18 protein-coding genes are annotated in these 24623 nt (G+C 55.4%); 9 read left to right on the plus strand and 9 right to left on the minus strand.

Annotation, left to right across the window (positions count from 1 at the left end; translation table 11 throughout):
- The first annotated feature begins 19 nt into the window (after positions 1-19).
- The 4 genes from AC3I0A_RS09650 to AC3I0A_RS09665 all read left to right on the plus strand — a co-directional run bounded on the left by AC3I0A_RS09650 (position 20) and on the right by AC3I0A_RS09665 (position 4474).
- Positions 20-1465: a purine-cytosine permease family protein gene (locus tag AC3I0A_RS09650; protein WP_489377478.1), complete on the plus strand. Its 1446-nt coding sequence runs from the start codon at positions 20-22 to the stop codon at positions 1463-1465.
- A gap of 222 nt (positions 1466-1687) precedes the next feature.
- Positions 1688-2683 carry a PAS domain S-box protein gene (locus AC3I0A_RS09655; RefSeq protein ID WP_489377480.1) on the plus strand — a complete coding sequence of 332 codons (996 nt, stop codon included), beginning with the start codon at positions 1688-1690 and terminating at the stop codon, positions 2681-2683.
- Between the two features lie 57 nt (positions 2684-2740).
- Entirely contained in the window at positions 2741-3388 is a 648-nt protein-coding gene (gene betI / locus AC3I0A_RS09660; RefSeq protein ID WP_489377481.1) for a transcriptional regulator BetI, read from the plus strand.
- A 57-nt stretch (positions 3389-3445) separates the two neighbouring features.
- Positions 3446-4474, plus strand: a complete 1029-nt coding sequence (locus AC3I0A_RS09665) for an IS30 family transposase (protein WP_489372379.1) — start codon at positions 3446-3448, stop codon at positions 4472-4474.
- On the opposite strand, the gene AC3I0A_RS09670 is transcribed toward AC3I0A_RS09665, so the two are convergent.
- Genes AC3I0A_RS09670 through AC3I0A_RS09685 form a run of 4 tightly spaced genes read right to left on the minus strand, consistent with a single transcriptional unit; the run spans position 4463 to position 10807 of the window.
- On the minus strand, positions 4463-5848 hold the full coding sequence (locus tag AC3I0A_RS09670; RefSeq protein ID WP_489377483.1) for a tyrosine-type recombinase/integrase: 1386 nt from the start codon (positions 5846-5848) through the stop codon (positions 4463-4465). The genes AC3I0A_RS09665 and AC3I0A_RS09670 overlap by 12 nt on opposite strands.
- Positions 5841-6443 (minus strand): hypothetical protein, encoded by a 603-nt coding sequence (locus AC3I0A_RS09675; protein WP_489377484.1) that lies wholly within the window; start codon positions 6441-6443, stop codon positions 5841-5843. The genes AC3I0A_RS09670 and AC3I0A_RS09675 overlap by 8 nt, the downstream gene beginning before the upstream one ends.
- A gap of 10 nt (positions 6444-6453) precedes the next feature.
- On the minus strand, positions 6454-8529 hold the full coding sequence (locus AC3I0A_RS09680; protein ID WP_489377486.1) for an integrase: 2076 nt from the start codon (positions 8527-8529) through the stop codon (positions 6454-6456).
- Entirely contained in the window at positions 8507-10807 is a 2301-nt protein-coding gene (locus AC3I0A_RS09685; RefSeq protein WP_489377488.1) for a hypothetical protein, read from the minus strand. The genes AC3I0A_RS09680 and AC3I0A_RS09685 overlap by 23 nt, the downstream gene beginning before the upstream one ends.
- 91 nt (positions 10808-10898) lie before the next feature.
- Here AC3I0A_RS09685 and AC3I0A_RS09690 point away from each other — a divergent pair, with 91 nt between their 5' ends.
- Complete coding sequence (locus AC3I0A_RS09690) at positions 10899-11183, plus strand: 50S ribosome-binding protein YggL (protein WP_489378462.1); 285 nt, start codon at positions 10899-10901, stop codon at positions 11181-11183.
- A 269-nt stretch (positions 11184-11452) separates the two neighbouring features.
- On the opposite strand, the gene AC3I0A_RS09695 is transcribed toward AC3I0A_RS09690, so the two are convergent.
- The gene (locus AC3I0A_RS09695; RefSeq protein WP_489377489.1) at positions 11453-12643 is read right to left on the minus strand and encodes a benzoate/H(+) symporter BenE family transporter; all 1191 of its coding nucleotides are present in this window, start codon (positions 12641-12643) and stop codon (positions 11453-11455) included.
- A 30-nt stretch (positions 12644-12673) separates the two neighbouring features.
- Between AC3I0A_RS09695 and AC3I0A_RS09700 the strand changes: the two genes are divergently transcribed.
- Positions 12674-12841, plus strand: a complete 168-nt coding sequence (locus AC3I0A_RS09700) for a hypothetical protein (protein ID WP_489377490.1) — start codon at positions 12674-12676, stop codon at positions 12839-12841.
- A 176-nt stretch (positions 12842-13017) separates the two neighbouring features.
- Positions 13018-13782 (plus strand): GntR family transcriptional regulator, encoded by a 765-nt coding sequence (locus AC3I0A_RS09705; protein WP_489377491.1) that lies wholly within the window; start codon positions 13018-13020, stop codon positions 13780-13782.
- A gap of 176 nt (positions 13783-13958) precedes the next feature.
- Here the strand turns inward: AC3I0A_RS09705 and guaD are convergent, their stop codons facing one another.
- The 4 genes from guaD to xdhA form a co-directional block, all read right to left on the minus strand.
- Complete coding sequence (guaD, locus tag AC3I0A_RS09710) at positions 13959-15263, minus strand: guanine deaminase (RefSeq protein WP_489377492.1); 1305 nt, start codon at positions 15261-15263, stop codon at positions 13959-13961.
- A gap of 8 nt (positions 15264-15271) precedes the next feature.
- A complete protein-coding gene (gene xdhC, locus AC3I0A_RS09715; RefSeq protein ID WP_489377494.1) occupies positions 15272-16114 on the minus strand; it encodes a xanthine dehydrogenase accessory protein XdhC in 843 nt (280 codons plus the stop codon).
- A gap of 136 nt (positions 16115-16250) precedes the next feature.
- On the minus strand, positions 16251-18650 hold the full coding sequence (gene xdhB, locus AC3I0A_RS09720; RefSeq protein WP_489377495.1) for a xanthine dehydrogenase molybdopterin binding subunit: 2400 nt from the start codon (positions 18648-18650) through the stop codon (positions 16251-16253).
- On the minus strand, positions 18643-20097 hold the full coding sequence (gene xdhA, locus AC3I0A_RS09725; protein ID WP_489377497.1) for a xanthine dehydrogenase small subunit: 1455 nt from the start codon (positions 20095-20097) through the stop codon (positions 18643-18645). Before xdhA ends, xdhB begins: the two co-directional genes overlap by 8 nt.
- Positions 20098-20378: 281 nt before the next feature.
- Here xdhA and AC3I0A_RS09730 point away from each other — a divergent pair, with 281 nt between their 5' ends.
- Positions 20379-21038 carry a GntR family transcriptional regulator gene (locus AC3I0A_RS09730; RefSeq protein WP_489377498.1) on the plus strand — a complete coding sequence of 220 codons (660 nt, stop codon included), beginning with the start codon at positions 20379-20381 and terminating at the stop codon, positions 21036-21038.
- 2 nt (positions 21039-21040) lie between these two features.
- A complete protein-coding gene (gene smc, locus AC3I0A_RS09735; RefSeq protein ID WP_489377499.1) occupies positions 21041-24529 on the plus strand; it encodes a chromosome segregation protein SMC in 3489 nt (1162 codons plus the stop codon).
- The last annotated feature ends 94 nt before the right edge of the window (positions 24530-24623 follow it).

Below are 24623 nucleotides of genomic sequence, written 5' to 3' on the forward strand. Positions count from 1 at the left end.
AAAAAAAGGTGCAACTGAGATGTCTGCCTCTAGCCAAACGGCGTCCAAAGGACGCCTGAATCTTGAAACACGCTCCGTCGATTACGTCCCTCTCGCCGAGCGCCACGGCAAAGCCTGGCACTTGTGGCCTATTTGGTTTTGCGGGGAAGCGCACCTGACCACTCTGGCGGTCGGCATCATTGGCATTGGTATGGGGGCTAATCTGTTTTGGTCGGCCATTGCGATCTTCCTGGGGTGCGCATTTGGTACCCTATTCATGGCCGGTCACTCGACCCAAGGCCCGCAAATGGGGCTCCCACAGCTCATCCAATCACGGCCGCAGTTCGGTTATCTGGGAGCGTTACTGGTGTATGTGGTGGCGATTGCCACCTACGTCGGCTACAACGCCTTCAACCAATTGCTGGTTGGGCAAACCCTGCATGAGTTGTTCGACGCGCCGGAACACGGCTCGGCGATCGCCTTCTCATTGTTGGCCATTATTATGGCGATTGCCGGCTACAACACCTTCCACAAAGTGCAACGGTTCCTCGCGTTCGTGCTGATTGCGGTGATGTTGGTGTTCACCGTCGGGCTGTTTTTTTTCGTCAAACTGCCTGCCGAGCAACTGACCGTTTCCGGTTTCAAGGCGACGCCGTTCCTGGCGCAATTTTTTGTCGCCGCCGCGTATCAACTGAGCTGGGCAATTTATGTCTCCGACTATTCGCGTTATCTGCCGGCCAATGTCAGTGTAAAGTCGTCGTTCTGGTGGACCTACTTGGGCGCGATGATCGGTGGCGTCTGGATGATGTTGATCGGTGCCCTTGCCGCGGCGCTGAGCCCGGGTCAGAACCTGGCCAAGGGGTTGGTGATGCTGGGTAACCTGCTGTTTAGTGGCTTCGGTGAGTTTCTGTTGATCCTCGCGGTACTCAGCCTGGTGACCAGCGCCGCGCAGAACTTCTACGGCGCATCCATCACCCTGCTAAGCATTGCCGACACGATAAAAAGCCAGACCTCGACATTGCTCAAGCGCATTGTCTCGATGCTGCTGGTGGGTGGCACCGCGATTGCTATTGCGATGACGGCCTCGGACAACTTCGTCAAGGATTTCGGCGATTTCCTGGCGATCCTTCTGTACCTGTTCACCCCATGGACGGCGATCAACCTGGTGGACTTCTACAAGGTGCGCCACGGCAAGTTCTCGATTACCGAGATCTTCAAGCCCAACGGCATCTATGGGCGCTGGAACTGGCGCGGTATCGGCGCTTACATTGCAGGGTTCGTTGCCATGTTGCCGTTCTCCAGCACCGGCCTGTACACCGGTTACGTCACCACGCTGCTCGATGGTGCCGACGTCAGCATGCTGGTCGGTCTGGTGGTGTCTGCGGTGGTTTACTGGTGGCTGTGCCGGTCGCAGAATATCCAGGAAGAGCTTTCGCAGATTGATCATCTGGACAAGGACCTGGAAAGCGGCTTGCAAGCCAACTGATACCTATGTCAAACCACTCACCGCCTGCAACGGGCGGTGAGTTTACGCTGAACCTGTGCCTTTGTTCTTCGCCACCGAGCTTGTGCCGCCTTACAAACTTCACTCCTTCTGATTTCCTGCCACTCGGCCGGCAAAAAATTGCTAAATTGACGCCTCGTTTAAGCCCTGGCCTTGCTACACATGTCAGAGGGGCGCTAGGGAATGGATTTTTAGGATAGCTCGATGAGTGAAGACAGTTTCGCGTTTCGCCTCAAGGAGCTTCTGGAACACAAGAAGTTAACGCTGCAAGCCGTCGCGGTAACGCTCGGTGTGTCGCGTACCGCTGTCCATAAATGGACCCGTGGGGGTGAAATTGATTACGACAACCTGCGCAAATTGTCCGGATTGCTGAACGTCAACTGGATCTGGCTGCGCTATGGCGAGCAGGCCCAGCAAGACGCGCAAAACAGCACGCCGCAATCACTGCCCATGACCGATTTGAGGCGCAAGCACACCGCGCAAATCATGGAAAGTGAAGCACGCATGAAACTGGCCCAGGAAAACGCGCGAATCGTGACCTGGGAGTGGAACCTGCTGACCGACGAGGTCACCTATTCCAGCAACGTCGAGAAAGTATATGGCTGGCCTGTCAAGCGTAACGAGGACTTCTGGAGCCATATCCCACTGGACGAAGTCCCGGCCTTGCAGGAGGTGTTCAATAGCTCGATCAGCAGCGGGCAGCCCTGCGATACCGACTTTCGCATGGTGACACCGGAAGGGGAGGTGCGCTGGATTTCGTCCCGGGCAACGCCGTTGCTGGACGATGCCGGTCGGGCGCTGAAAATGATCGGTATCAGCATGGACACCACGGCCCGCAAGGCGGCGGAAGAAGCGATGCGCAAAAGCGAAGAGCGGCTGCGCACGGTTTTCGAGCTGGCGAACGACGCCATGGCTTTCGTCGACCTCAAAGGGCATTGGCTCACGGTTAATCAGGCCTTTACCCGTTTAAGCGGCTATGAGCCGGACGACTTGGCCGCGTTGAGCATGGCTACGCTGTTACAAACTGGTGCCACGCTGCTGGAGTCCATTCTGGCCACGCCACTGGAGGTATATCAGCAGGTGGTCGAGTTGCGACATAAAACCGCCTCGCCCATCCAGGTTCGTCTCAAAGCAAGGCTTCATCTTGATCTGCACACGGGTAAGCCAGAGCAGATTGTCCTGATTCTCGCTGGCGTATGATGATGTATCCGCTGTTTTGGAGAGTTGATTAATGTCCCGTAATGCACAGGTTGATGTATGAGCAGTGAGTCTGAAGTGGTAGAACTCAAGAAACGTCGGACACGCATCGAACCCGAGATGCGCCGCAAGGCCATTATCGAGGCCACGATGCAATGCATCACCCGCTATGGCCACAGCGGTAGCACTCTTGAGCGAATCTGTGCGCAAGCCGGGGTGTCCATCGGGCTGATCGGTCACCACTTTTCCAGCAAGGAAGAGTTGATGCTGTCGACCTACCAGGGGTTGACCGACCAGCTACGCGAAGAAACCCGCAAGTACATGGAAGTCCAGGGTGGCTCGCCCGAGGACCGGCTGTTGGCGATCATTCGCTCGTCGTTTCGCGGACAGATTTTCAACGAATTCATCCTCACCACCTGGCTGGGCTTCTGGGGCGCGGCTGTGTCGTCAGAGCAACTGCGCGCGCTGAATAAAAAGCTCTACGCCGATTACCGCAAGGAACTGGAGTCGGTTTTCAATGCTATTGCCAAGGAAAATGGCACGCAAATAGATGCCAAAGGTGCGGCGTTGACCATTACCGCGCTAATTGATGGCTTCTGGCTGGAGTGGGCGCTCGACCATAAGGCCTTCAGCTCTAAAAGAGCCGAAAAGTGCTGTATTACCACCGCCCAGATGTTTGTGAATAGTGCTGAGCCTCTGCAACTTTGAAGGGCGGCCGCAAAAACTGAGTGCAACACCTGACCTTTCCGGTACGGTGTTGCCCCTATGTCCTATAACGAACTCAGCGTCGAAGAACGCGTCACCATCCAGCTCGGCCAAGCCCAAGGCTTTAGTCAGCGAAGGATCGCCCGTTTGATCAACCGAGCGCCCTCGACGGTAAGCCGGGAGCTGCGCCGCAACCGAGAAGCCTGTGGCCGCTATTCGGTACGTGCTGCCCAGCACTACATGCAGGTTCGCCGCCGCAGCTGTCGACCCAAACGTAAGCTGCTGCCGGGCAGCGAACGTTTCGAGTTAGTGACTCATATGCTGCGTGAGCGTTTGTCTCCCGAGCAAATTGCCGGCAAGCTACGCAGCATGAACATACCCAGCCTCAAAGAAGCCTACGTCTGCCGCGAGACGATCTACACCGCGATCTACGCCCTGCCGGTCGGTGAGCTTCGCAAGGAGCTGATCATCTGCCTGCGCCAAGGCAAAACGGCCCGTAGGCCTCGCTCTGGTGGAGTGGATCGGCGAGGCCAGATCCCCGAAATGGTCAGCATTCACGTGCGCCCACCCGAGATTGAAGACCGGTTGATGCCGGGACATTGGGAAGGCGATCTGATCAAGGGCAAAGCCAACGCCTCGTCTGTAGGCACCCTGGTGGAACGTACCAGTGGTTACTTGATGCTGGTGAAAATGAATGATGCGACGGCGACCTCTGCGATGGAGGGCTTCAGTGCGGCGCTCAATCGCATGCCGCTGGCGATGCGTAAAAGCATGACCTACGACCAGGGCCGGGAGATGGCGCGGCACGTCGAAATTACCCAGAAGACCGGTGTGGCCATCTATTTCTGTGACCCGCACAGCCCTTGGCAGCGCGGCAGCAACGAAAATATCAACGGGCTGATCCGCCAGTACTTGCCCAAGGGGACTGACTTGTCAGTCCACAGCCAGGAAGAGCTCGATGCCATAGCGCTGCAACTGAACATGCGCCCACGTAAGCGTTTCGATTTCAAATGTCCAATCGAAGTGATGGGCCAAGTGATGCAAGAGGCCATGGCTATGCGGCATGATGCCCCGGCTTCAATTCAATAACCGTGTTGCACTCAGCTCCTGCATCCGCCCTTTGTTTTTATGTTGCTGGATCATTAGTTTTCTTCTTTTCTCATAAGTCTCATAAGCTAACTGGCTGTGGATATTGTTAATGACTCTGGAAAATTTGGATCTATGTCGGAAGGCATCATCAACATAAATAAGTAGACTTTCCAGCGTTGCATGGCCTGTCAAAGCCATTCCGCGTTCTGCAACCATTTTATTGGTTAGTATTGTCTGCCGGAAAGAGGCAGGGCTTTCAGCCTGAAGTTCTGCTATAAGAGAAGCGACGATGTGGGTGCAGAATGCATGGCGAAACATATGCGCGCATGCCTGTTCCTCAATGCCGGCATGCTTTCTAATCATAGAAAATTCAGTAGTTAAAGTATCGGTTACTAGTGCGTGCCCACCACGTTCAGATACAAAAAGAAAACCGTGATCTTGATGTAATGTTGCTTTGATGATGTCTCGCCTATACAGGCGGATATGCTTTAGTAATTGCTCAATTAACATCGCGCTAAGAGGAATCGTGCGGGTCACATGCTCTCCTTTTTTTAAGGTGGTAATTTGCAATTCAGGGCGATCCATCGCTACAGTAGCGAATATTTCACTGACTCTTATCAAATTGATCTCGCCACGTCGGGCACCGGTTTCCTCGAAAAGGGAAAGCATAAGTTGACGGCGATCTCTCAGGAATTCCGATGTGGACATCTCGTCTACCGCAGCGCGCAATTTTTCGACATTACTTTCTGTAATAGGCCGACGCGTTTTACGCGCGCTTGCAGTTCTGAAAGAGCGATGGTGGATCGACGTTCGTTTGACCGCCTTCCCATTGAGTGAATAAGTTGATTCAATGAGTGTAATAGAAATCGTCCCGCCGACCGCGACAAAGTTTCGTTTTTGATGTAAGTGACCTACATATGCAAGAAACATGAGACACCGTCGACCTATGCTGGTGATGGTTCTTTCTGTCCTCGCATTCTGTTTAACTGAGTTTTTCCGTTTTTCCGATCGAAGTCCCTCTATGAATTCATAGAAGTGGTCATCTGATAGCTCAGTGAAATTTAGACGGTTGTAGTAGCAAAACCTTATGAGGTGGCTAATTTTGGTTGCATACTCACCAAATGTGCCACATTTGCTGCCTAGACGAGATGGGCCTTCACCTTTGCGGCCTGATCCTTCACGGAGGTGCAGCATGTAAAGGTTTGCTGGCAAGCATGGTTGTTTGCTAGGCCAGGTGATAAATGGCATGTTGTCGCCACTTTTTGTCATCAGCTTGCCTTTTGAAATATAGTCATACAGCTTCATTTTTTTTATGGGTACAAAGAGCTGTCCCTTTTTTGGATAGGCAGTTATGCAACGGGCGTTGTTATTCATTGGTGACCAATCGTAGATGTTTTCGGGAAAATGCTAAAACAGGATCATCGAACGGTGTCGGATTAAGAGAGAGTATCAATGTAATGCGCTGCAGCGCATCGTCGATGCGCTTCTGTCTAAGCCCAGTATTTGGCGTATCTTTAATTGTTTTAAGATCATTAATGTTCGTAGCAAGAGCCTGGAGGAGCACCATGTTGATTGCGTGTAGGCTTTCGATGGAAGCCTTCAGCTCTTTAATGATATCTTCCAGCCCAGATTTATTTCGCTTTTTTACCTGGTTTTGTTTTGACCCATGGTTAGCCAGAGAGTCGATTGCAAGAAGCCGCAGTCTATTCAATTGGTCAAAGTTTTCAAATTTATCTGAATTATGTAGCTTTTGTTTAATTGTATTTAAGCTTAATGGGGATATATGATATTTCAGTTCAGCTGAAGTAAAGCTAAAGTTTAGTTTGCATAGGTTGCTCTGATTGCGTAATGCTTTAGTGATCGCCTCATTTTCAGAAAATGCCTCAGGGTTGATTTGTATTTCCTTCAATAAAATGAAGATTGAGCAAATCGATTGTTCAATTCGTTCTTGTTTGGATAGGACATTCATTTGGTTTTCCTTAGCTTACAATGAAGAGAATTCGCATGGCCTTGCCATTCTCGTCCCGGAAAAAATGAGGTTCCACTCGAACTTTACCTTCCTCCATCATAGCTTCAAGGTAATTCTCGATTTTTGCCTCATCCACCATGCTGAGTGTTTTGGTGCCAAACTCGGCGAAAAGCAGTTCTTGAAGGTCTTTATAGTTTTCAAGCCGATCGCGTTTGACGAGATCAGTGATGTAGCGTATTCCCGCACCACGAATGTCTTTTGGGCCCAAGCATTCTGTAAGATAGTTCCAAATGTGCTCAACGTCTGTATGACCTAACATCCATCTCAACGTGTCTAGTTCTCCGAAGCCTTTCGTATAAAAAAACACAATGGCGAAGAATCGTCTGAGTTGGTGTTGACGGATATAGTACCGCTCACCGGCTTCTGTCACGTTTGTTTCAAAATAGTCGCAAAGTAAGTCGAGGTTGCGGTTGTAGAGGTGCGCACTCCCGCCAAATAGCTCTTTGAATCCAAGTAGTGAGGGACTGGCGAAAAGCGTCCCTTTTTTGTTGATGAAATTGAAGCATCTCAAACGTTGTTGAAAATCACATAGATCTTCGATCATTTCCACCGCAACTGCATCAATCGGGCGAGCTTCTTTTTGACGCATACCACGTGCCCGACGAGTCGATTTTGCAAGGTGGAAGATCAACCAAGATCTGGTCTCATCCAAGCAGTTCTCGGCACTAAGGGTGACAAGCTCGTCGACTCGCCGCGCCATTATTACACCGACTATAAACTGAATGACGCCTATGCACACGTTTACCAGCTCAAGCAAACCATGGTTTGCTCGTAGTTTTTGGTAATACAGATCTTTGTGCCCTTTTCGGCGGGTTTTAACAGAAATGTTTTTTTGTCTGCAGGAAAATCCCAATTGCTTTACACCTAACTTACGTAGGTCTTCTCCTATAATGCGGCCCAGTAGGCTATTGTTTATGTCAGAAAGCATGCACTGATGATTGTGGCAGTAACGAGCGACACGAACAAGCCCCTCCAGAATAGAACGGGCGTGCTCGAAGTAAAAATCCAAACTTTGTTCAAAGAGCTTCATTAATACATCGGAAGGAACGCTTTTGAATCGCGCTGCTTCACCGACCGGAGGAACAAAGTTCGAAATTATGTTGATGTCTTCTGCTGAGGGGGCAGATAGGTTCAGGTATGCTAGGGCTCTACTGTGGACTAACGCATTGCGGTATACTAAATAAGCGTCATCCTGCAGGAGCTCCGATTCTCCTGCCCTCACCTTGATTTTGGGGAACTCTCTCTTGTAGGGCAAGGGGGAGGGGAAATAACTGAAAATCTCGAGCCGGCTTTTTGAGGTCTGTTTTCCTCGTAGTGTTTGAGAATAAATCTGCTGTGATAGCCGCTTGCTGCAGACGTGATATCCGGATGAATTGCTTCCATTATACATTCCCGCCTTTTTCAGAGCGGCTCTCATCTTTGGAATATTCTCTATATTGATATCGAGGTCTAAGTCATCCAATTGCTCCTGGCTGACGATGGCAATAGAGGGGGTACGTGCAATGAAATAATCAACTTCTTCGGCAGTAATTTCTGATATCAATTGATTGCAATATACGGTCGCACGAATACGCCAAGAATAAATTGAGTCTTCGGCTGTAGGTGCTGAGGCTAGTTGGGTGAGTATTGATTTCATGCAGTCCGAATTCAATCCAGCTAGTCCAAACTCGCGTAACTGATATGTATCAGAATTGAGCAAAAGGTAATCGATTAGCTTCGCTGTGGACGCAAATTTAATTTTGCGGGACGCGCAGGATAAATTGATGTATTGTCCGTTCGGCCCAGCTGTACCAATAATAAGCAAATGTCGTAAAGAGGCCCATAAAGTGAAATGCTTAGGATCTGTTAAAAGCTCGCCATTGTCGAGGATAATTTCCCAATTCAGGTTGATCGGTTTTTTATACTCAAAATTGATTTTCCATACGCTATCATTAAAGTCGTTCAGGAGCCATTCCGCTGTTGTGTATGGCTGCGTTTCTATCAGCTCGAATTCCTCTAGAAATTCATATCCAATGCGACGGGACATAAATCAAAGCCTCCATTCTGCTCGGCTCGATGAGCTGCAGCGCTTTATCGAGATGTTTCTTCAGAAGTTGGTCATGCCCATTAGCTATTTCAAGCTTTATTTTGCTGGCAAATGCTGACCAGTATTCAGCTCTGCCACATATTTTCTCTCGGTCTTGTGCACTAGTTACTGCGACTTCTAATGAAAGCAGGGCGGCTAAAAAGGGCACACTGACTGAAATTACCGCTTCGGAACTACCTTGCATTGGTTTGTTCTGTCTGCGTTCAGGATCGACTGCTTCGGAAGGTAGAGACTTGATGCTATATTTTTCTAAAAAGCTGTCGAGCTCATCTATGTTTGCGAACGTAGCAGCTCGCAGCAAATTTGGGCTGTCTTCCATTGCCTTGCAAATAATGGCTTTCTGGAAAATACGAACCCATCGAGCCTTGATGAAGGCCAAAATAGGCTCGGGAAGGTAGTGGCTTAATAAATCGGGATAAAAATGTTCATGGCCTAGCGCCCGCGACATGGATTCTTCATCTTTAGTTTCCAGGTAAATCTCAACGGCTCGGGAGGTGCGAATACGACTGAGTCTTACTCTTTTTATAAATTCAAGTAACTTATCTTTAGGAAGCTCACTATGCGGAGAAAACTGCGCGAAAAGCTCTTCACGCAGCATTAGTGTATTCGCAAATTTGCTTTCGTTCCAAATTGTTACTGGAGCTTTAGAAATGGGGAAGAATGCACTCCCTGACGTGAGAAACAGAAATCGATAATTATCATCACCTGCGGCACGAAGTTTATTGCGAAGTATTTCTGTGATGTCAATGATTTCTTGAGTTACCGATAGGGCTTCCTCCGAGAGATTAATTACTTGTTCCCGTGCATTAGGGTTTTTACGATTTTTATAACCGGTTAGAGTTTTGTGTTCTTCGTTGAATCCTGTCATCGCGCCGTATTTATTGTAGAGCTCAAATTCCTTTAAAAATTCGGTAGTGATTTCTGGATGCTCCATAACCAGTAGGCATTGATGTGCGAAAAGAGCTTTGGCAGTCGGGAAGCCGAAAGTGGTCGCAAGCTTTCTTGTATCACAATCTTCACCAGTGAGTTGGCTGTAGACTTTACAAAGATACGGCGTGGGTATTTTAGATTCGGCTGATTCCAAGGTGGCGCAAATATCAGCGAGGGAATAAATCGACATTTCGCCACGTCTGACTTGCACGGTTATAGGAGAACCTTGTTTCGCTAATTCTGTTCGGCGCTGTTGACGGAGTTTGAGATCAATGGCTTGGAATTTTGCCCATTTGCGTACTATGGAGAGGTCATGTTTTATATGAAAGAATAACAGCTCCATCGCTTCTGCGTCAGAAACATTCAATGGGATGGTCGTTAAGAGTTTCTCTTGAACGAGAAGTCCATCTTCCATTTCTTTGATTTTGGTTTCCCATCCGTATTTAGTGTTTGGTGGGGGTCTCTTTATTGGCGATGTCAAAGACGCCCATACGTTAGTCTCGCATAAGCATTTTTCGAGGGCGTTGATGAATCGTCCCCACCTCTTGATTTGTGCTTTGCCATCCTTCCCCGATTCCATGGCCCCTTCGAAATGGTGAAGGGTGTATTCATGCATAAAACGCTTTACGCCTTGCTCAGTGCGGAAGAATTTTTCCGGCCATTTATCACTGTTCAGGGCGAGATAGTCGAACATGAAGTTCCATAGAGAGAGAACGGATATCTCTCCCTGCGTATAGTATCTTTTCACCTCTTTATAAATGCGGGCGGCGAAATCCGGACCATGCGAATGAACAATCTGTGCGATACGTAAATAGAATGAACCTCTTGAATTCATTACAGGCCATCCCGACCAGTACACTTGCTGGTGCTCGCTGGCGATAGGTAAAACTGTAGATGCTTGGCTGGCGTAGCGCTCGGTATTCCAAGTTATCGGATAGAGGTTGGGCAGCTCATTCTTAGCCTCGGTAAACGAAAGGAAGAGGCGTCTTGTGTGTTTACTAACCATGGATTCGGACGATTTTATCAGGACATTCCCCGTCATTGCTGCGGCGAACCCCCAAAGTATCTGATCAATTTTTTGCGTCATAAGTGTCTGGAGGGTGATCCGCTGACCCGTTATGTCGCAGTAACACTCAAGAAGCTTAAGTGGTACCTCTATGCCGTAGTATCTGAGGCTCTTTGCATCCGCAAGGCGCTGGGCTGCGCGCCTAATGACGGTGCCGACCTCAGGGTCGATTGCCTTGAAAGGGTGGTGGAGAATGGCATAGGGATTTTTGACAATTGTCATTTTTTTAATAAGATCCCTTATTTATTTGACGCCCGTCATAGCAGGCTCTACTTAAGAATGACAGTAGACGCTAAATAGTCAAACCAAGGAGCTGGGTTTCGAGCTGAACCTGGATTTCAAAGAAGATTTGGCTGATGAGGCTATTGACGCTTTCCTCAACGAGTTCCTGGCAGAAGCAATGGAGGCCAATGGCCTCGGCTACGTTGGCGGCGATGACTTCGGTCTGGTTTGCCTGATCAAACGTGGTTCGGTCAGCGAAGAGCAGCGCGCCCAGGTTGAAGCCTGGCTCAAAGCCCGCACCGAGCTGACTAGCGTTGAAGTCAGCCCGCTGCTGGACGTCTGGTACCCGGAAAAGCCAATCAATCCGGTAGCCTGATGTCATGAACCAGCGGCCCGCCCGGGCCGCTGGTTCGATGCTGCTCTTACGCGGCTTTTCGATTTTTCCCTTTCTGATTTGTGTGCCTCGGGTCTGTTTCCCGGGATTTTGTGTGGGTGATGCAAAGGGATAGATATGTATTTGCCTGTCATTTCGCCTTCGCGGGCAAGCCCGCTCCCACAGGATAGGTGTCAATCCCCAATAGGGTGGTCGACTCATACCCTGTGGGAGCGGGCTTGCCCGCGAATGGTTTTCAGATTCAGAAAAACTCAAGCCTTGCGCCAATTCAGAATCACCAGCGTCAACACCCCCGCCACAATCCCCCAGAACGCCGAACCGATCGAAAACAGCGTCAGCCCCGATGCGGTAACCATGAAGGTGATCAGCGCAGCCTCGCGTTCTTTCACTTCGTACATGGCGATGCTCAGGCCATTGATGATCGAGCCGAACAGCGCCAGTGCGGCAATCGACAGCACCAGTTCTTTCGGCAACGCGGCGAACAGTGCGGCCAGCGTTGCGCCGAAGACCCCGGCAATCCCGTAGAAAACCCCGCACCAGACCGCGGCGGTGTAACGCTTGTTACGATCCTCATGGGCATGCGGCCCGGTGCAGATGGCGGCGCTGATCGCGGCAAGGTTGATGCCGTGGGAGCCAAACGGAGCCAATAACAGCGAGGCGATACCGGTGGTAGTGATCAATGGCGACGCGGGCACCTTGTAGCCATCGGCGCGCAACACGGCGATGCCGGGCATGTTCTGCGAGGTCATCGCCACGACAAACAGCGGAATGCCGATGCTGATGGTCGCGGCCAGGGAGAAGTGCGGCGTGGTCCAGATCGGCGTGGCGACCTCAAGGCTGAAGCCGCTGAAGTCCAGCAGCCCCATCAGGCCGGAGAGCGCGGTACCGATCAGCAATGCTGCAAGCACCGCATAGCGGGGCGACAGGCGCTTGATGATCAGGTAAGTGAAGAACATCCCCAACACCAGTGCCGTGCGGTGTTGCGCGGCGACGAAGATTTCGCTGCCGATCTTGAACAGAATCCCGGCCAGCAACGCAGCGGCCAGCGAGGCGGGAATACGCTTGACCAGGCGTTCGAAACTGCCGGTCAGCCCGCAGATGGTTACCAGGATCGCACAGGTTATATAGGCGCCAATGGCTTCGCCGTAGGAGACACCGCCCAGACTGGTGATCAGCAGCGCCGCGCCCGGGGTCGACCAGGCGATGGTGATGGGCGTGCGATAGCGCAGGGACAGACCGATGCTGCACACCGCCATGCCGATCGAAATCGCCCAGATCCACGACGAGATCTGCCCGGTGGTCAGCCCTGCCGCCTGACCGGCCTGAAACATCAGCACCAGCGAGCTGGTGTAGCCGGTCATCATTGCGATGAAGCCAGCGACGATGGCTGATGGTGAAGTATCGGCCAGTGGGCGTAACTGCGCTTGCGTGGCGTCGGTCATGGAGCGGTGTTCCTTGTTTTTGGAGCTGGAATGGTTGAACTGGACAATCTCACTGTGGCGAGCGAGCTTGCTCGCGCTGGACTGCGCAGCAGTCCCGAAATCAGCAAGCGCGGTTGTTCTGGTAAATCGCGTCAGCCGGATTACGACCGCTGCGCGGCCGAGCGCGAGCAAGCTCGCTCGCCACATATTCAAGCCTAAACTCAAACGTATCTGATCATTGCAATACAGACATGGCGACAAACAGCCGTACAGTCGTGTTAGCACAGCCGGTTGTGTACAATGTGCCATGTGTTTTACGCGATACTTGCCCGCGACCTGCTGAGTCGTATTACAGTCACGGTTAATTCGTCGCAGTTTTCCTCACTCGAGCGCCCATGAACGAACAGTTGCAGCCCCTCAAGAAACAACCGCGAGCAGGCAAGGCCGGCCGCAGCGGAACCCAAGACGATATTGTCTACGCGCATATCTTCGAGGCCATCCTCGAACAGCGTCTGGCGCCCGGCACCAAGTTGAGCGAAGAAGCGCTGGGGGAAATTTTCGGGGTCAGTCGCACCATCATCCGTCGCGCCTTGTCGCGTCTGGCTCATGAAGGTGTGGTGTTGCTGCGACCCAATCGTGGTGCGGTGGTCGCCAGCCCGAGCGTCGAGGAAGCCCGTCAGGTGTTCATGGCGCGGCGTCTGGTTGAGCGGGCGATTACCGAATTGGCGGTGCAGCATGCGACGGCCGAGGAGCTTGCGGAACTCAGGCAGATGGTCAGCGATGAGCGCGACAGCTTCTCCCGTGGCGATCGTGGCGCGGGCATCCGGTTGTCGGGCGAGTTCCACTTGAAGCTGGCTGAAGCGGCGAAGAATGCGCCGCTGATCAGCTTCCAGCGCAGCCTGGTGTCCCAGACTTCATTGATCATCGCCCAGTACGAAAGCGGCAACCGCTCGCACTGTTCCTACGATGAACACACTCAGTTGATCGATGCCATCGAAGCGCGCGATGCTGATCTGGCGGTGAACCTGATGATGCATCACATGGATCACATCGACAGCAAACTCAACCTCGACGAAGAAAGCGCCTCGGACGATTTGCACGCGGTGTTCTCGCATCTGTTGCAGACCAAGAAGCCGGGGCGTTCAGCGGCGAAGATTTGATTTGCGAGCGGTGAATCAGATTCACCGCGCTGCACCCTTCGCGGGCAAGCCCGCTCCCACAGGAGACCGCACAGTCTTTGTGGGCGCGGGCTTGCCCGCGAAGGCATTCCGACAGACACAAAAAAATCCCCCGCAGCCTCTATCTCATGGGCGACGGGGGATTTTGCTTTCCGGGCTTAGCGCTGATGCACCAGATTCCCCGCCGCATAGGTCTGCAACACGGTCCGGTCATCTCCCAGCGTCATCAATACAAACAACCTTTCGGCGATGTTATTGGCCTGTTTCAGGCGATAGCTGAGCAGTGGCGTGGCGTTGTAGTCGAGCACCAGGAAGTCCGCGTCGGTGCCCGGTTGCAGCGTGCCGATCTTGTCTTCCAGACGCAGTGCCCGGGCGCCGCCGAGGGTGGCCAGGTACAGCGATTTGAACGGGCTCAGGCGCGCACCTTGGAGTTGCATGACCTTGTACGCTTCGTTCAGGGTTTGCAGCAGCGAGAAACTGGTACCGCCGCCGACATCCGTCCCTAGTCCGACATTCAAATTGTGCTTCTCGGCCATCGGCAGGTTGAACAGGCCGCTGCCGAGGAAGAAGTTCGAGGTCGGGCAGAAGGCGATTGCCGAACCGGCTTCAGCCAGACGCGCGCACTCGTCGTCGCACAGATGCACGCCGTGGGCGAATACCGAGCGTTCGCCCAGCAGTTTGTAGTGGTCATACACGTCCAGATAACCGCTGCGCTCCGGGAACAGTTCCTTGACCCATTCGACTTCCTGCAGGTTTTCGCTGATGTGGGTCTGCATGTACAGGTCGGGGTATTCGCTGAGCAATTGCCCGGCCAAGGTCAGTTGTTCCGGGGTGCTGGTCGGCGCGAAACGCGGGGTCACCGCGTAGTGCAGACGACCCTTGCCGTGCCAGCGTTCGATCAGCGCTTTGCTTTCGAGGTAGCCGGATTCGGCGGTGTCGGTCAGGTAGTCCGGCGCGTTGCGGTCCATCATCACCTTGCCGGCGATCATCCGCAGGTCCAGCTGCTCGGCGGCTTCGAAGAACGAGGTTACCGATTGCGGATGCACGCTGCCGAATACCAGTGCGGTGGTGGTGCCGTTGCGTAGCAACTCCTTGATGAAAATCTGCGCGACTTCTTCGGCGTGGGCCTTGTCGGCGAACTGGCTTTCGCAAGGGAAGGTGTAGGTGTTGAGCCAGTCCAGCAGCTGTTCACCGTAGGCACCGACCATGCCGGTCTGTGGCAAGTGGATGTGAGTGTCGATGAAGCCGGGCGTGATCAGCGCATCCTGATAATGGGTGACTTCGATATCGGCCGGCAGACTGGCGAGCAGTTCGCAGGCGTGGCCGACGGCGCTGATCTGGCCGTTATCGATGACCAGCAAACCATCTTCGAAATATTCATAGGACGCTTCGATGCCCACGACGGCAGGGTCGGCGATGCTGTGCAGAATGGCGGCACGGTAGGCTTTGCGAGTCAAAGGCATGGGAATTCTCAGTGTGTGGCCTGGCTGCGGCGCGAGGCTGGCAGCAACTTGGCAATGGGTTCGGCTTTCGCGGTGTGCTGGCCGAAATTCGCGTTATAGGTGGCGATGATTTCGCCGGCGATGGAGATGGCGATTTCCACAGGCAGCTTGCCCTTGACTTCGCCGATGCCCATCGGGCAGCGCATGCGTTGCAGCAGCGCGCTGTCAAAGCCACGGTCACGCAGGCGATGTTCGAACTTGACCCGTTTGGTCTTCGAGCCGATCAGGCCGAAGTAGGCGAAGTCGTTGCGCTTGAGGATCGCGGCGGTCAATTCCAGATCGAGCTGGTGGTTGTGGGTCATGACGATGCAGTAACTGCCGGCGGGCAGGTTATCAACTTCATCCACCGGCTCTTCGCTGACGATCTTGCTCACGCCATGGGGAATCTGTTCGGGAAACTCCTGCTCCCGCGAGTCGATCCAGCGCACCCGGCAGGGCAGGCTGGCGAGCAACGGTACCAGCGCCCGACCGACATGGCCGGCACCGAACACGGCGATCTGTGCCTGGACCTGACCCATCGGTTCGAACAGCAACACGGTTACACCGCCGCAGCACTGGCCGAGGCTGGCGCCCAGGGTGAAACGCTCCAGATGGGTGTCCTGTTTGCCGCTGGCGAGCATCTCCCGGGCGACTTGCATCGCCTTGTATTCCAGATGCCCGCCGCCAATGGTGTCGAAGCTCTGCGTAGCGCTGACGACCATCTTCGAGCCGGCATTGCGCGGCGTCGAGCCAAGCTCTTCGATGATGGTCACCAACACGCAGGGTTCGCCCTGGGTTTGCAGGTCGGCGAGTGCGTCGATCCAGTTGTACATGTTTCACCCCTACAACATTGTTGTCTGTTCGGGCCTCATCGCGAGCAAGCTCGCTCCCACATTGGATTTGTACAGGTCCATCAGTCCGCACATAACCCTGTGGGAGCGAGCTTGCTCGCGATGGCAGCGCCGCGGTCTAGAGCGAAGCCAGCTCAACCTCGACTTCCACGGCTTTCGCCGCCGTCAACCGGCGCATCTGCTCGCAGCCCCACAACACTCGCTCCGGGGTCGCCGGGGCGTCGATTTTTGGCTGGTGACGGTAATCGCCCAGGCTGGCCACCGCATCCTTGAGCGCGCACCAGGCGGCGATGCCGAGCATGAATGGCGGCTCGCCGACGGCCTTGGAATGGAATACCGTGTCTTCCGGGTTCTTGCGGTTTTCCACCAGCTTCACCCGCAGGTCCAGCGGCATGTCAGCCACGGCCGGGATCTTGTAGCTGGCCGGGCCGTTGGTCATCAGTTTGCCCTTGTTGTTCCACACCAGTTCTTCCATGGTCAGCCAACCCATGCCCTGGATGAAACCGCCCTCGACCTGACCGATGTCGATCGCCGGGTTCAGCGAGGCGCCGACGTCGTGAAGAATGTCGGTGCGCAGCATCTTGTACTCGCCGGTCAGGGTGTCGACGATCACCTCGCAGCAGGCCGCACCGAAGGCGTAGTAATAGAACGGCCGACCACGGGCCTGGCTGCGGTCGTAGAAGATTTTCGGGGTCTTGTAGAAGCCAGTGCTGGACAGCGAAACCTGAGCGAAATACGCCTGCTGGATCAGCGCTTCAAAGGTCAGGATGTGATCGCGCACCCGCACATGGCCGTTGTGGAATTCAACGTCTTCCTCGCTGACTTTGTACTGCCGCGCAGCGAATTCCACCAGGCGCTGCTTGATGATTTCGGCGGCATTTTGCGCGGCCTTGCCATTCAGGTCGGCACCGCTCGAGGCGGCGGTCGGCGAGGTGTTCGGAACCTTGTCGGTGTTGGTTGCGGTGATCTGCACCCGATCGATGTCGACCTGGAATACCTGGGCCACGACCTGCGCGACTTTGACATTCAAACCCTGGCCCATCTCCGTGCCACCGTGGTTCAGGTGGATGCTGCCGTCAGTGTAGATATGGATCAAGGCGCCGGCCTGGTTGAGGAAGCTGGCGGTGAAGGAAATACCGAATTTCACCGGTGTCAGCGCCAGGCCTTTTTTCAGGATCGGGCTGTTGGCGTTGTAACGACGGATCGCTTCACGCCGCTCGGCGTACTGGCTGCTTTCTTCGAGTTCGGCGGTCATTTCCTCGAGCATGTTGTGCTCGACGGTCTGGTAGTAATGGGTGACGTTGCGCTCGGTCTTGCCGTAGTAGTTGGCCTTGCGCACGGCCAGTGGATCTTGGCCTAAATGGCGGGCGATGGCGTCCATCACTTCTTCGATGGCGACCATGCCTTGCGGGCCGCCGAAGCCGCGGTAAGCGGTGTTCGACGCGGTATTGGTTTTGCAGCGGTGACCGTTGATGGTCGCATCGCCGAGGTAATAAGAGTTGTCAGCATGGAACATCGCACGGTCGACGATCGATGCCGAAAGGTCCGGTGAACAACCGCAGTTACCCGCCAGTTCCAGTTGAATGCCATGCAAACGGCCAGTGCTGTCGAAGCCGACGTCGTACTCGATGTAGAACGGATGACGCTTGCCGGTCATCAGCATGTCTTCGACCCGCGGCAGGCGCATTTTGGTCGGCTGGCCGGTCAGGTGCGCAACCACCGCGCAGAGGCACGCCGGGCTCGCGGCCTGGGTTTCCTTGCCGCCGAATCCACCGCCCATGCGACGCATGTCGACGACGATTTTATTCATCGACACGTCGAGCACTTCCGCCACCAGTTTCTGCACTTCGGTGGGGTTCTGGGTCGAGCAGTAGACGATCATCCCGCCGTCTTCGGTGGGCATTACCGAAGAGACCTGGGTTTCCAGATAGAAGTGTTCCTGGCCGCCGATGTGCAGCGTGCCCTGAATGCGATGCTCTGCGGTAGAGAGTGCGGTCGCCGAGTCGCCCCGCTGATGGGTATGGCTGTCCAGCACAAAATGGCGTTTGCGCAGCGCTTCGACCACATCCAGCACGGGCTCGAGGTCTTCGTATTCGATGACGGCGGCCATGGCCGCTTTGCGCGCGGTTTCCAGGTCTTTGGCGGCTACCGCCAGCACCACCTGACCGACGAACTGCACGTCGTCGATGGCCAGCAACGGGTCGCCGGGCAGCAGCGGGCCGATGTCCTTCAGACCCGGCACATCCTTGTGGGTGATGACGATGCGCACGCCTTCGAAGGCGTAGCACGGCGCAGTGTCGATGCTGATGATTTTCGCATGGGCACGGTCCGAAAGCCGCGCATAGAGGTGCAGCTGATTGGGGAATTCCAGGCGGTCGTCGATGTACACCGCTTCACCGGACACATGCTTGTCGGCGCTGTCGTGTTTGACGCTGCGGCCGACACCGGTGGTCAGGTCCTGGGCAAACAACTCGGCAAGCTGCTCTTGAGTTTTTTCGACGGCATGATGATTAGACATAAGCGGTCACCCGAGTCTCGATGTGCGGTGTTTGCAGTTCGATGAAGTATTTGCGCAGCAGATTTTGCGCACTGAGCAGGCGGTATTCCTTGCTGGCGCGGAAATCCGAGAGCGGCGTGAAGTCTTCGCCCAAGGCCGCGCAGGCACGTTCCACCGTTGATGAATTCCACTGCGAACCGAGCAAGGCGGTTTCACAGTTTTTCGCGCGTTTTGGTATCGCGGCCATGCCACCGAAAGCAACGCGGGCGTCAGCGATCACACCGTTCTCGATGCGCAGATTGAATGCCGCGCAGACCGCGGAAATATCGTCGTCCAGGCGCTTGGAAACCTTGTAGGCGCGGAACGACTGTTCGGCGCTGGCGCGGGGCACGATGATCTTTTCGATGAACTCGCTTTCCTGACGTGCAGTCACCCGGTAATCGATGAAATAGTCTTCCAGCGCCAGGGTGCGGCGGGTTTCGCCTTTGCACAGAACGATCTGCGCACCGAGGGCGATCAGCAGCGGTGGCGAGTCACCGATTGGCGAGGCGTTGCCGATGTTGCCACCCAGGGTGCCCTGGTTGCGGATCTGCAGCGAGGCGAAACGTTGCAACAGTTCGCCGAAGTCCGGGTACTCGGCCTTGAGCGCTTCATAGCAATCGGACAGCGAAGTGGCCGCGCCGATTTCCAGGCGATCGTCAAAGCGTTCGACGCGCTTCATTTCGGCGACGTTGCCGACATAAATCATCACCGGCAAGGTGCGATGGAACTGCGTCACTTCCAGCGCCAGGTCGGTACCGCCGGCCAGCAAGCGTGCTTGTGGGTAAGCGTCGTAGAGGTCGGCCAGATCGGCAACGGTCAAGGGCACCAGGCAACGTTTGTCACCGCTGTTGAGCTCGCCGGTTTCGGTCGGCGCGATGGCTTTCAGGCGCGCGATGGTCTCGGCTTCGCGGGAATCGAACTGGTCAGCCTGCTTGCCGCAGCAGACCTGCTCGGCCGCCGCGAGGATAGGGCGGTAACCGGTGCAGCGGCAAAGGTTGCCGGCCAGTGCTTCGTGGGCTTTGTGGGAATCCGGCTGGTCACTGTTCTTTTGCAGGGCGAACAGCGACATGACGAAGCCCGGCGTGCAGAAACCGCATTGCGAACCATGGCACTCGACCATGGCCTTTTGCACGCTGTGCAGTTGGCCCTGGTGCTTGAGGTCTTCGACGCTGATCAGCTGTTTGCCGTGCAGCGACGAAACGAAAGTCAGGCAGGAGTTGAGGCTGCGGTAGCGAATGTGTTCGCGGCCGTCGTCGTCCGTCTGCAATTCGCCGACGACTACGGTACAGGCGCCACAGTCACCGCTGGCGCAGCCTTCTTTAGTGCCGGGTTTGCCCAGATGCTCGCGCAGATAATTGAGCACGGTCAGGTTCGGGTCCAGGGCGTGCTCGCTACGGAGTTCCTGGTTAAGTAAAAACTGGATCACGGAAGGCCTCGCAGACTCATTATTGTTGTTAACCGATATGAACCGAATTTAGTCATGTCTGACTTTTCGGTCAATGATTTTCTGACTTAAAGGTCAGGAAATCCTGTTTTACCGATTAACGACACCTCTATTCATTATTGACCCTCTCGGGATGCAGTGCTTTTTGCTTGTTTCGTGCCAATTTCAGCGCTGTGCCATTACCATTCAGCGCCGTGGGCCATTACGCAGCAAGTGCGCTACACTGCGCCGCTTGTACCGATCTAAGAGTTTGAAGGAAAACCATGACGTTCAAGGCGCCGGACAGCCTCGCCGAGCAAATCGCTCACCACCTCGCCGAACGTATCATTCGCGGGGATCTCAAGCCCGGGGAGCGCATCCAGGAACAGAAGGTCACGCTGGCCCTCAATGTCAGCCGCGGTTCGGTGCGCGAAGCGTTGCTGATCCTCGAGCGCCGCCACCTGATCGCGATCCTGCCGCGACGCGGCGCCCATGTGACCGAACTCACAGCGCACAAGGTGCAGAGCCTGTGCACGCTGATGAGCGAGCTGTATATCCTGCTGGGCAATGCCGTGGCCAACGGCTGGGCGGTTCAGGCTGATATGGCGCCGTTCCTGCAAATCCAGCAGCGTTTGGTCGCCAGCTACGAGCGGCAGGACATTCAGACCTTTGTCGAAGACAGCTTCAATGTGATGCGTGCGGCGTACCCCTTCGCGAACAATCCGTACCTGGAGGAAACCGTCGAGAACCTGCAGCCGGCCATGAGCCGCGCGTATTACCTCGCGCTGGAGCAACGCAAGGCCGAAATGAGCGAGTTCCTGGAGCTGTTCGAACGTCTGCTGGCCGCCGTGCTGGCCCGTGATTTGCCGCAGATTCGCGTAGTGCTCTCAGCCTATACCCAGCGCAGTTGCGATCTGGTGCTGTCTGCGTTGGCGGTTGCCTAAGCGTGCGGCTCAAGTGCATCAAACTGGCGGGGTTCAAATCCTTCGTCGACCCGACCACGGTGAACTTCCCCAGTAACATGGCGGCGGTGGTCGGGCCCAACGGTTGCGGCAAGTCGAACATCATCGACGCCGTACGCTGGGTGATGGGCGAGAGCTCGGCAAAAAACCTGCGCGGCGAGTCGATGACCGACGTCATCTTCAACGGTTCTACCAGCCGTAAACCGGTGAGCCAGGCCAGTATCGAACTGGTGTTCGATAACTCCGACGGCACCCTGCTCGGCGAATACGCGGCCTATGCGGAAATTTCCATTCGCCGCAAAGTGACCCGCGACAGCCAGACCACCTACTACCTCAACGGCACCAAATGCCGCCGTCGCGATATCACCGACATCTTTCTGGGTACAGGCCTGGGCCCGCGCAGCTATTCGATTATCGAGCAGGGGATGATCTCCAAACTGATCGAGTCAAAGCCCGAAGACCTGCGCAACTTTATTGAAGAAGCGGCGGGCATCTCCAAGTACAAGGAGCGCCGGCGCGAGACCGAAAACCGCATCCGCCGCACCCACGAAAACCTCGCCCGTTTGACCGACCTGCGTGACGAGCTGGAACGTCAGCTCGAGCGTTTGCACCGTCAGGCTCAAGCCGCCGAGAAGTATCAGGAATACAAAGGCGAAGAGCGTCAGCTCAAGGCTCAGCTGTCGGCATTGCGCTGGCAGGCCCTGAACGAGCAGGTCGGTCAGCGCGAATCGATCATCGGCACCCAGGAAATCAGCTTCGAAGCGCTGGTGGCCGAACAGCGCAATGCCGACGCGAGTATCGAGCGCCTGCGTGATGGCCATCACGACCTCTCCGAGCGCTTCAATCTGGTGCAGGGGCGCTTCTATTCGGTCGGTGGCGACATTGCCCGGGTCGAGCAGAGCATCCAGCACGGTCAGCAGCGTCTGCGCCAGTTGCAGGATGACCTGCGCGAAGCCGAGCGTTCGCGGCTGGAAACCGAGTCGCACCTGGGCCTCGACCGCACCTTGCTGGCGACTCTCGGCGAAGAGCTGCAGATGCTCGAGCCCGAGCAGGAAGTCACCAGCGCCGCCGCGGAAGAAGCCGCCGCTGCGCTGGAAGAGTCGGAAACCACCATGCATGGCTGGCAGGAGCAGTGGGACAGTTTCAACCTGCGCTCCGCCGAGCCGCGTCGTCAGGCCGAAGTGCAGCAGTCGCGGATCCAGCAACTGGAAACCAGCATGGAGCGCCTCGCCGACCGGCAACGGCGGCTGGCTGAAGAGCGCGCGTTGCTCGCCGCCGATCCGGAAGATGCGGCGATCCTCGAGCTCGGTGAGCAACTGGCCGTCAGCGAGATGACGCTTGAAGAGTTGCACGCCAGTGAAGAGCAACTGGTCGAGCGTCTTGAACAATTGCGTCACGAACTGCAGCAAGCCAACCAGGGTCAGCAACAGGCTCAGGGTGAATTGCAGCGCCTCAATGGTCGACTGGCGTCGCTGGAAGCTTTACAGCAAGCGGCGCTCGATCCAGGCACCGGCGCCGCCGAATGGTTGCGCGAGCAGCACCTGGCTGAGCGGCCGCGTCTGGCAGAAGGTCTGCGCGTTGAAGCGGGTTGGGAACTGGCGGTGGAAACCGTGCTCGGTGCCGATCTGCAAGCGGTACTGGTCGACGACTTTGCCGGCTTCGACCTGGCCGGTTTCCAGCAGGGCGACTTGCGCCTGCTGAGTCCCGCCAGCGATGGCATTCGCGTGCCGGGTAGCTTGCTCGACAAGGTTGAAGCCGGGATCGATCTGTCGCCCTGGTTGGGTCAGGTCAAGCCGCTGGAAAGCCTTGAGCAGGCTTTGGCTCTGCGCGGTCAATTGGCTCCCGGCGAAAGCCTGATCAGCCGCGATGGTTATTGGGTCGGCCGGCATTTTCTGCGGGTGCGTCGTGCCAGTGAAGCAGAGAGCGGCGTGCTGGCCCGAGGGCAGGAATTGCAACGTCTGGGGCTGGAGCGCGATGAGCGCGAAGCGACTCTGGCGACCCTTGAAGAACAGCTGCAGACCCTGCGCGAGCAACAGCTTGCGCAGGAAGACGCCCGCGAACAACTGCGCCGTCGCCTGCAAGATGAAGCGCGTCAGCAGGGCGAATTGAAAGCTCAGCTTTCTGCCGGCAAAGCCAAGGTCGAGCAGTTGACCCTGCGTCGTACTCGGCTGGATGAAGAGCTTGGCGAGCTGGCTGAGCAGCGCGCCCTCGAACACGAACAGGTCGGTGAGGCGCGCCTGCAATTGCAGGATGCCCTCGACAGCATGGCGGTCGACACCGAACAGCGCGAATTGCTGCTGGCTCAGCGCGACAGCCTGCGCGAGCGCCTGGATCGTGTGCGCCAGGAAGCCCGTCAGCATAAGGATCACGCGCATCAGCTGGCGGTGCGCCTGGGGTCGCTCAAGGCTCAGCACGATTCGACGCGTCAGGCCCTTGAACGGCTCGAGTTGCAGTCCGAGCGGCTGACCGAAAAGAGCGAACAGCTCAGCCTCAATCTGGAGGAGGGTGAAGCGCCGCTGGAAGAGTTGCGCCTGAAGCTCGAAGAGCTGCTCGACAAGCGCATGACCGTCGATGAAGAACTCAAGACTGCGCAAATCGCTTTGGAAGATGCTGATCGTGAATTGCGCGACGCCGAGAAGCGCCGCAGCCAGGCCGAGCAGCAATCGCAGTTGATCCGCAGCCAGCTCGAACAGCAGCGCATGGAATGGCAGGCCCTGACCGTACGGCGCAAGACCTTGCAGGATCAGTTGCTGGAAGATGGTTACGACCTGCACGGCGTGCTCGCCACGCTCACCGCCGAGGCCAACGAAAAGGCTGCCGAAGAAGAGCTTGAGCGGATTGCCGCGCGGATTCAGCGCCTGGGCGCGATCAACCTCGCGGCCATCGACGAATACCAGCAACAATCCGAGCGTAAACGTTATCTGGATGCACAGAATGACGATCTGGTCGAAGCCCTCGACACGCTGGAAAACGTGATTCGCAAGATCGATAAAGAAACCCGCAATCGCTTCAAAGATACCTTTGATCAGATCAATGGTGGTTTACAGGCACTATTTCCGAAAGTTTTCGGTGGTGGCAGCGCTTATTTGGAACTGACGGGCGAAGATCTACTCGATACAGGGGTGACGATCATGGCGCGTCCGCCCGGAAAGAAGAACAGCACCATCCATTTGCTCTCGGGTGGCGAGAAAGCTCTGACCGCGCTGGCGCTGGTATTTGCCATTTTCAAATTGAACCCGGCGCCATTCTGCATGCTCGACGAAGTTGACGCGCCGCTGGATGACGCTAACGTTGGACGCTACGCCCGACTGGTGAAAGAGATGTCGCAGACGGTGCAGTTCATCTATATCACCCACAACAAGATCGCCATGGAAATGGCCGAGCAGTTGATGGGGGTGACGATGCACGAGCCTGGTTGTTCACGCCTTGTGGCAGTTGATGTCGAGGAGGCGATGGCAATGGTGGACGCCTGAGTCGTTATGCGTAAGATGATTCCCTGCGTGATGTAGGAGATTTATCTTCCGCGACTTGCTGGCCAATCGACATATTGGCTCAAGCCATGGCGAC

It is taken from the genome of Pseudomonas sp. KH_024_B2 (assembly GCF_057839965.1).

What these genes read in the sequence shown, in the direction of transcription:
- AC3I0A_RS09685 (WP_489377488.1), bottom strand. Translation starts at nt 10,807, where the DNA reads ATGACAATTGTCAAAAATCCCTATGCCATTCTCCACCACCCTTTCAAG.
- AC3I0A_RS09655 (WP_489377480.1), top strand. Translation starts at nt 1,688, where the DNA reads ATGAGTGAAGACAGTTTCGCGTTTCGCCTCAAGGAGCTTCTGGAACAC.
- AC3I0A_RS09695 (WP_489377489.1), bottom strand. Translation starts at nt 12,643, where the DNA reads ATGACCGACGCCACGCAAGCGCAGTTACGCCCACTGGCCGATACTTCA.
- AC3I0A_RS09680 (WP_489377486.1), bottom strand. Translation starts at nt 8,529, where the DNA reads ATGTCCCGTCGCATTGGATATGAATTTCTAGAGGAATTCGAGCTGATA.
- betI (WP_489377481.1), top strand. Translation starts at nt 2,741, where the DNA reads ATGAGCAGTGAGTCTGAAGTGGTAGAACTCAAGAAACGTCGGACACGC.
- xdhC (WP_489377494.1), bottom strand. Translation starts at nt 16,114, where the DNA reads ATGTACAACTGGATCGACGCACTCGCCGACCTGCAAACCCAGGGCGAA.
- AC3I0A_RS09650 (WP_489377478.1), top strand. Translation starts at nt 20, where the DNA reads ATGTCTGCCTCTAGCCAAACGGCGTCCAAAGGACGCCTGAATCTTGAA.
- AC3I0A_RS09670 (WP_489377483.1), bottom strand. Translation starts at nt 5,848, where the DNA reads ATGAATAACAACGCCCGTTGCATAACTGCCTATCCAAAAAAGGGACAG.
- AC3I0A_RS09705 (WP_489377491.1), top strand. Translation starts at nt 13,018, where the DNA reads ATGAACGAACAGTTGCAGCCCCTCAAGAAACAACCGCGAGCAGGCAAG.
- AC3I0A_RS09700 (WP_489377490.1), top strand. Translation starts at nt 12,674, where the DNA reads ATGGTTGAACTGGACAATCTCACTGTGGCGAGCGAGCTTGCTCGCGCT.
- AC3I0A_RS09730 (WP_489377498.1), top strand. Translation starts at nt 20,379, where the DNA reads ATGACGTTCAAGGCGCCGGACAGCCTCGCCGAGCAAATCGCTCACCAC.
- AC3I0A_RS09665 (WP_489372379.1), top strand. Translation starts at nt 3,446, where the DNA reads ATGTCCTATAACGAACTCAGCGTCGAAGAACGCGTCACCATCCAGCTC.
- guaD (WP_489377492.1), bottom strand. Translation starts at nt 15,263, where the DNA reads ATGCCTTTGACTCGCAAAGCCTACCGTGCCGCCATTCTGCACAGCATC.
- xdhB (WP_489377495.1), bottom strand. Translation starts at nt 18,650, where the DNA reads ATGTCTAATCATCATGCCGTCGAAAAAACTCAAGAGCAGCTTGCCGAG.
- AC3I0A_RS09675 (WP_489377484.1), bottom strand. Translation starts at nt 6,443, where the DNA reads ATGAATGTCCTATCCAAACAAGAACGAATTGAACAATCGATTTGCTCA.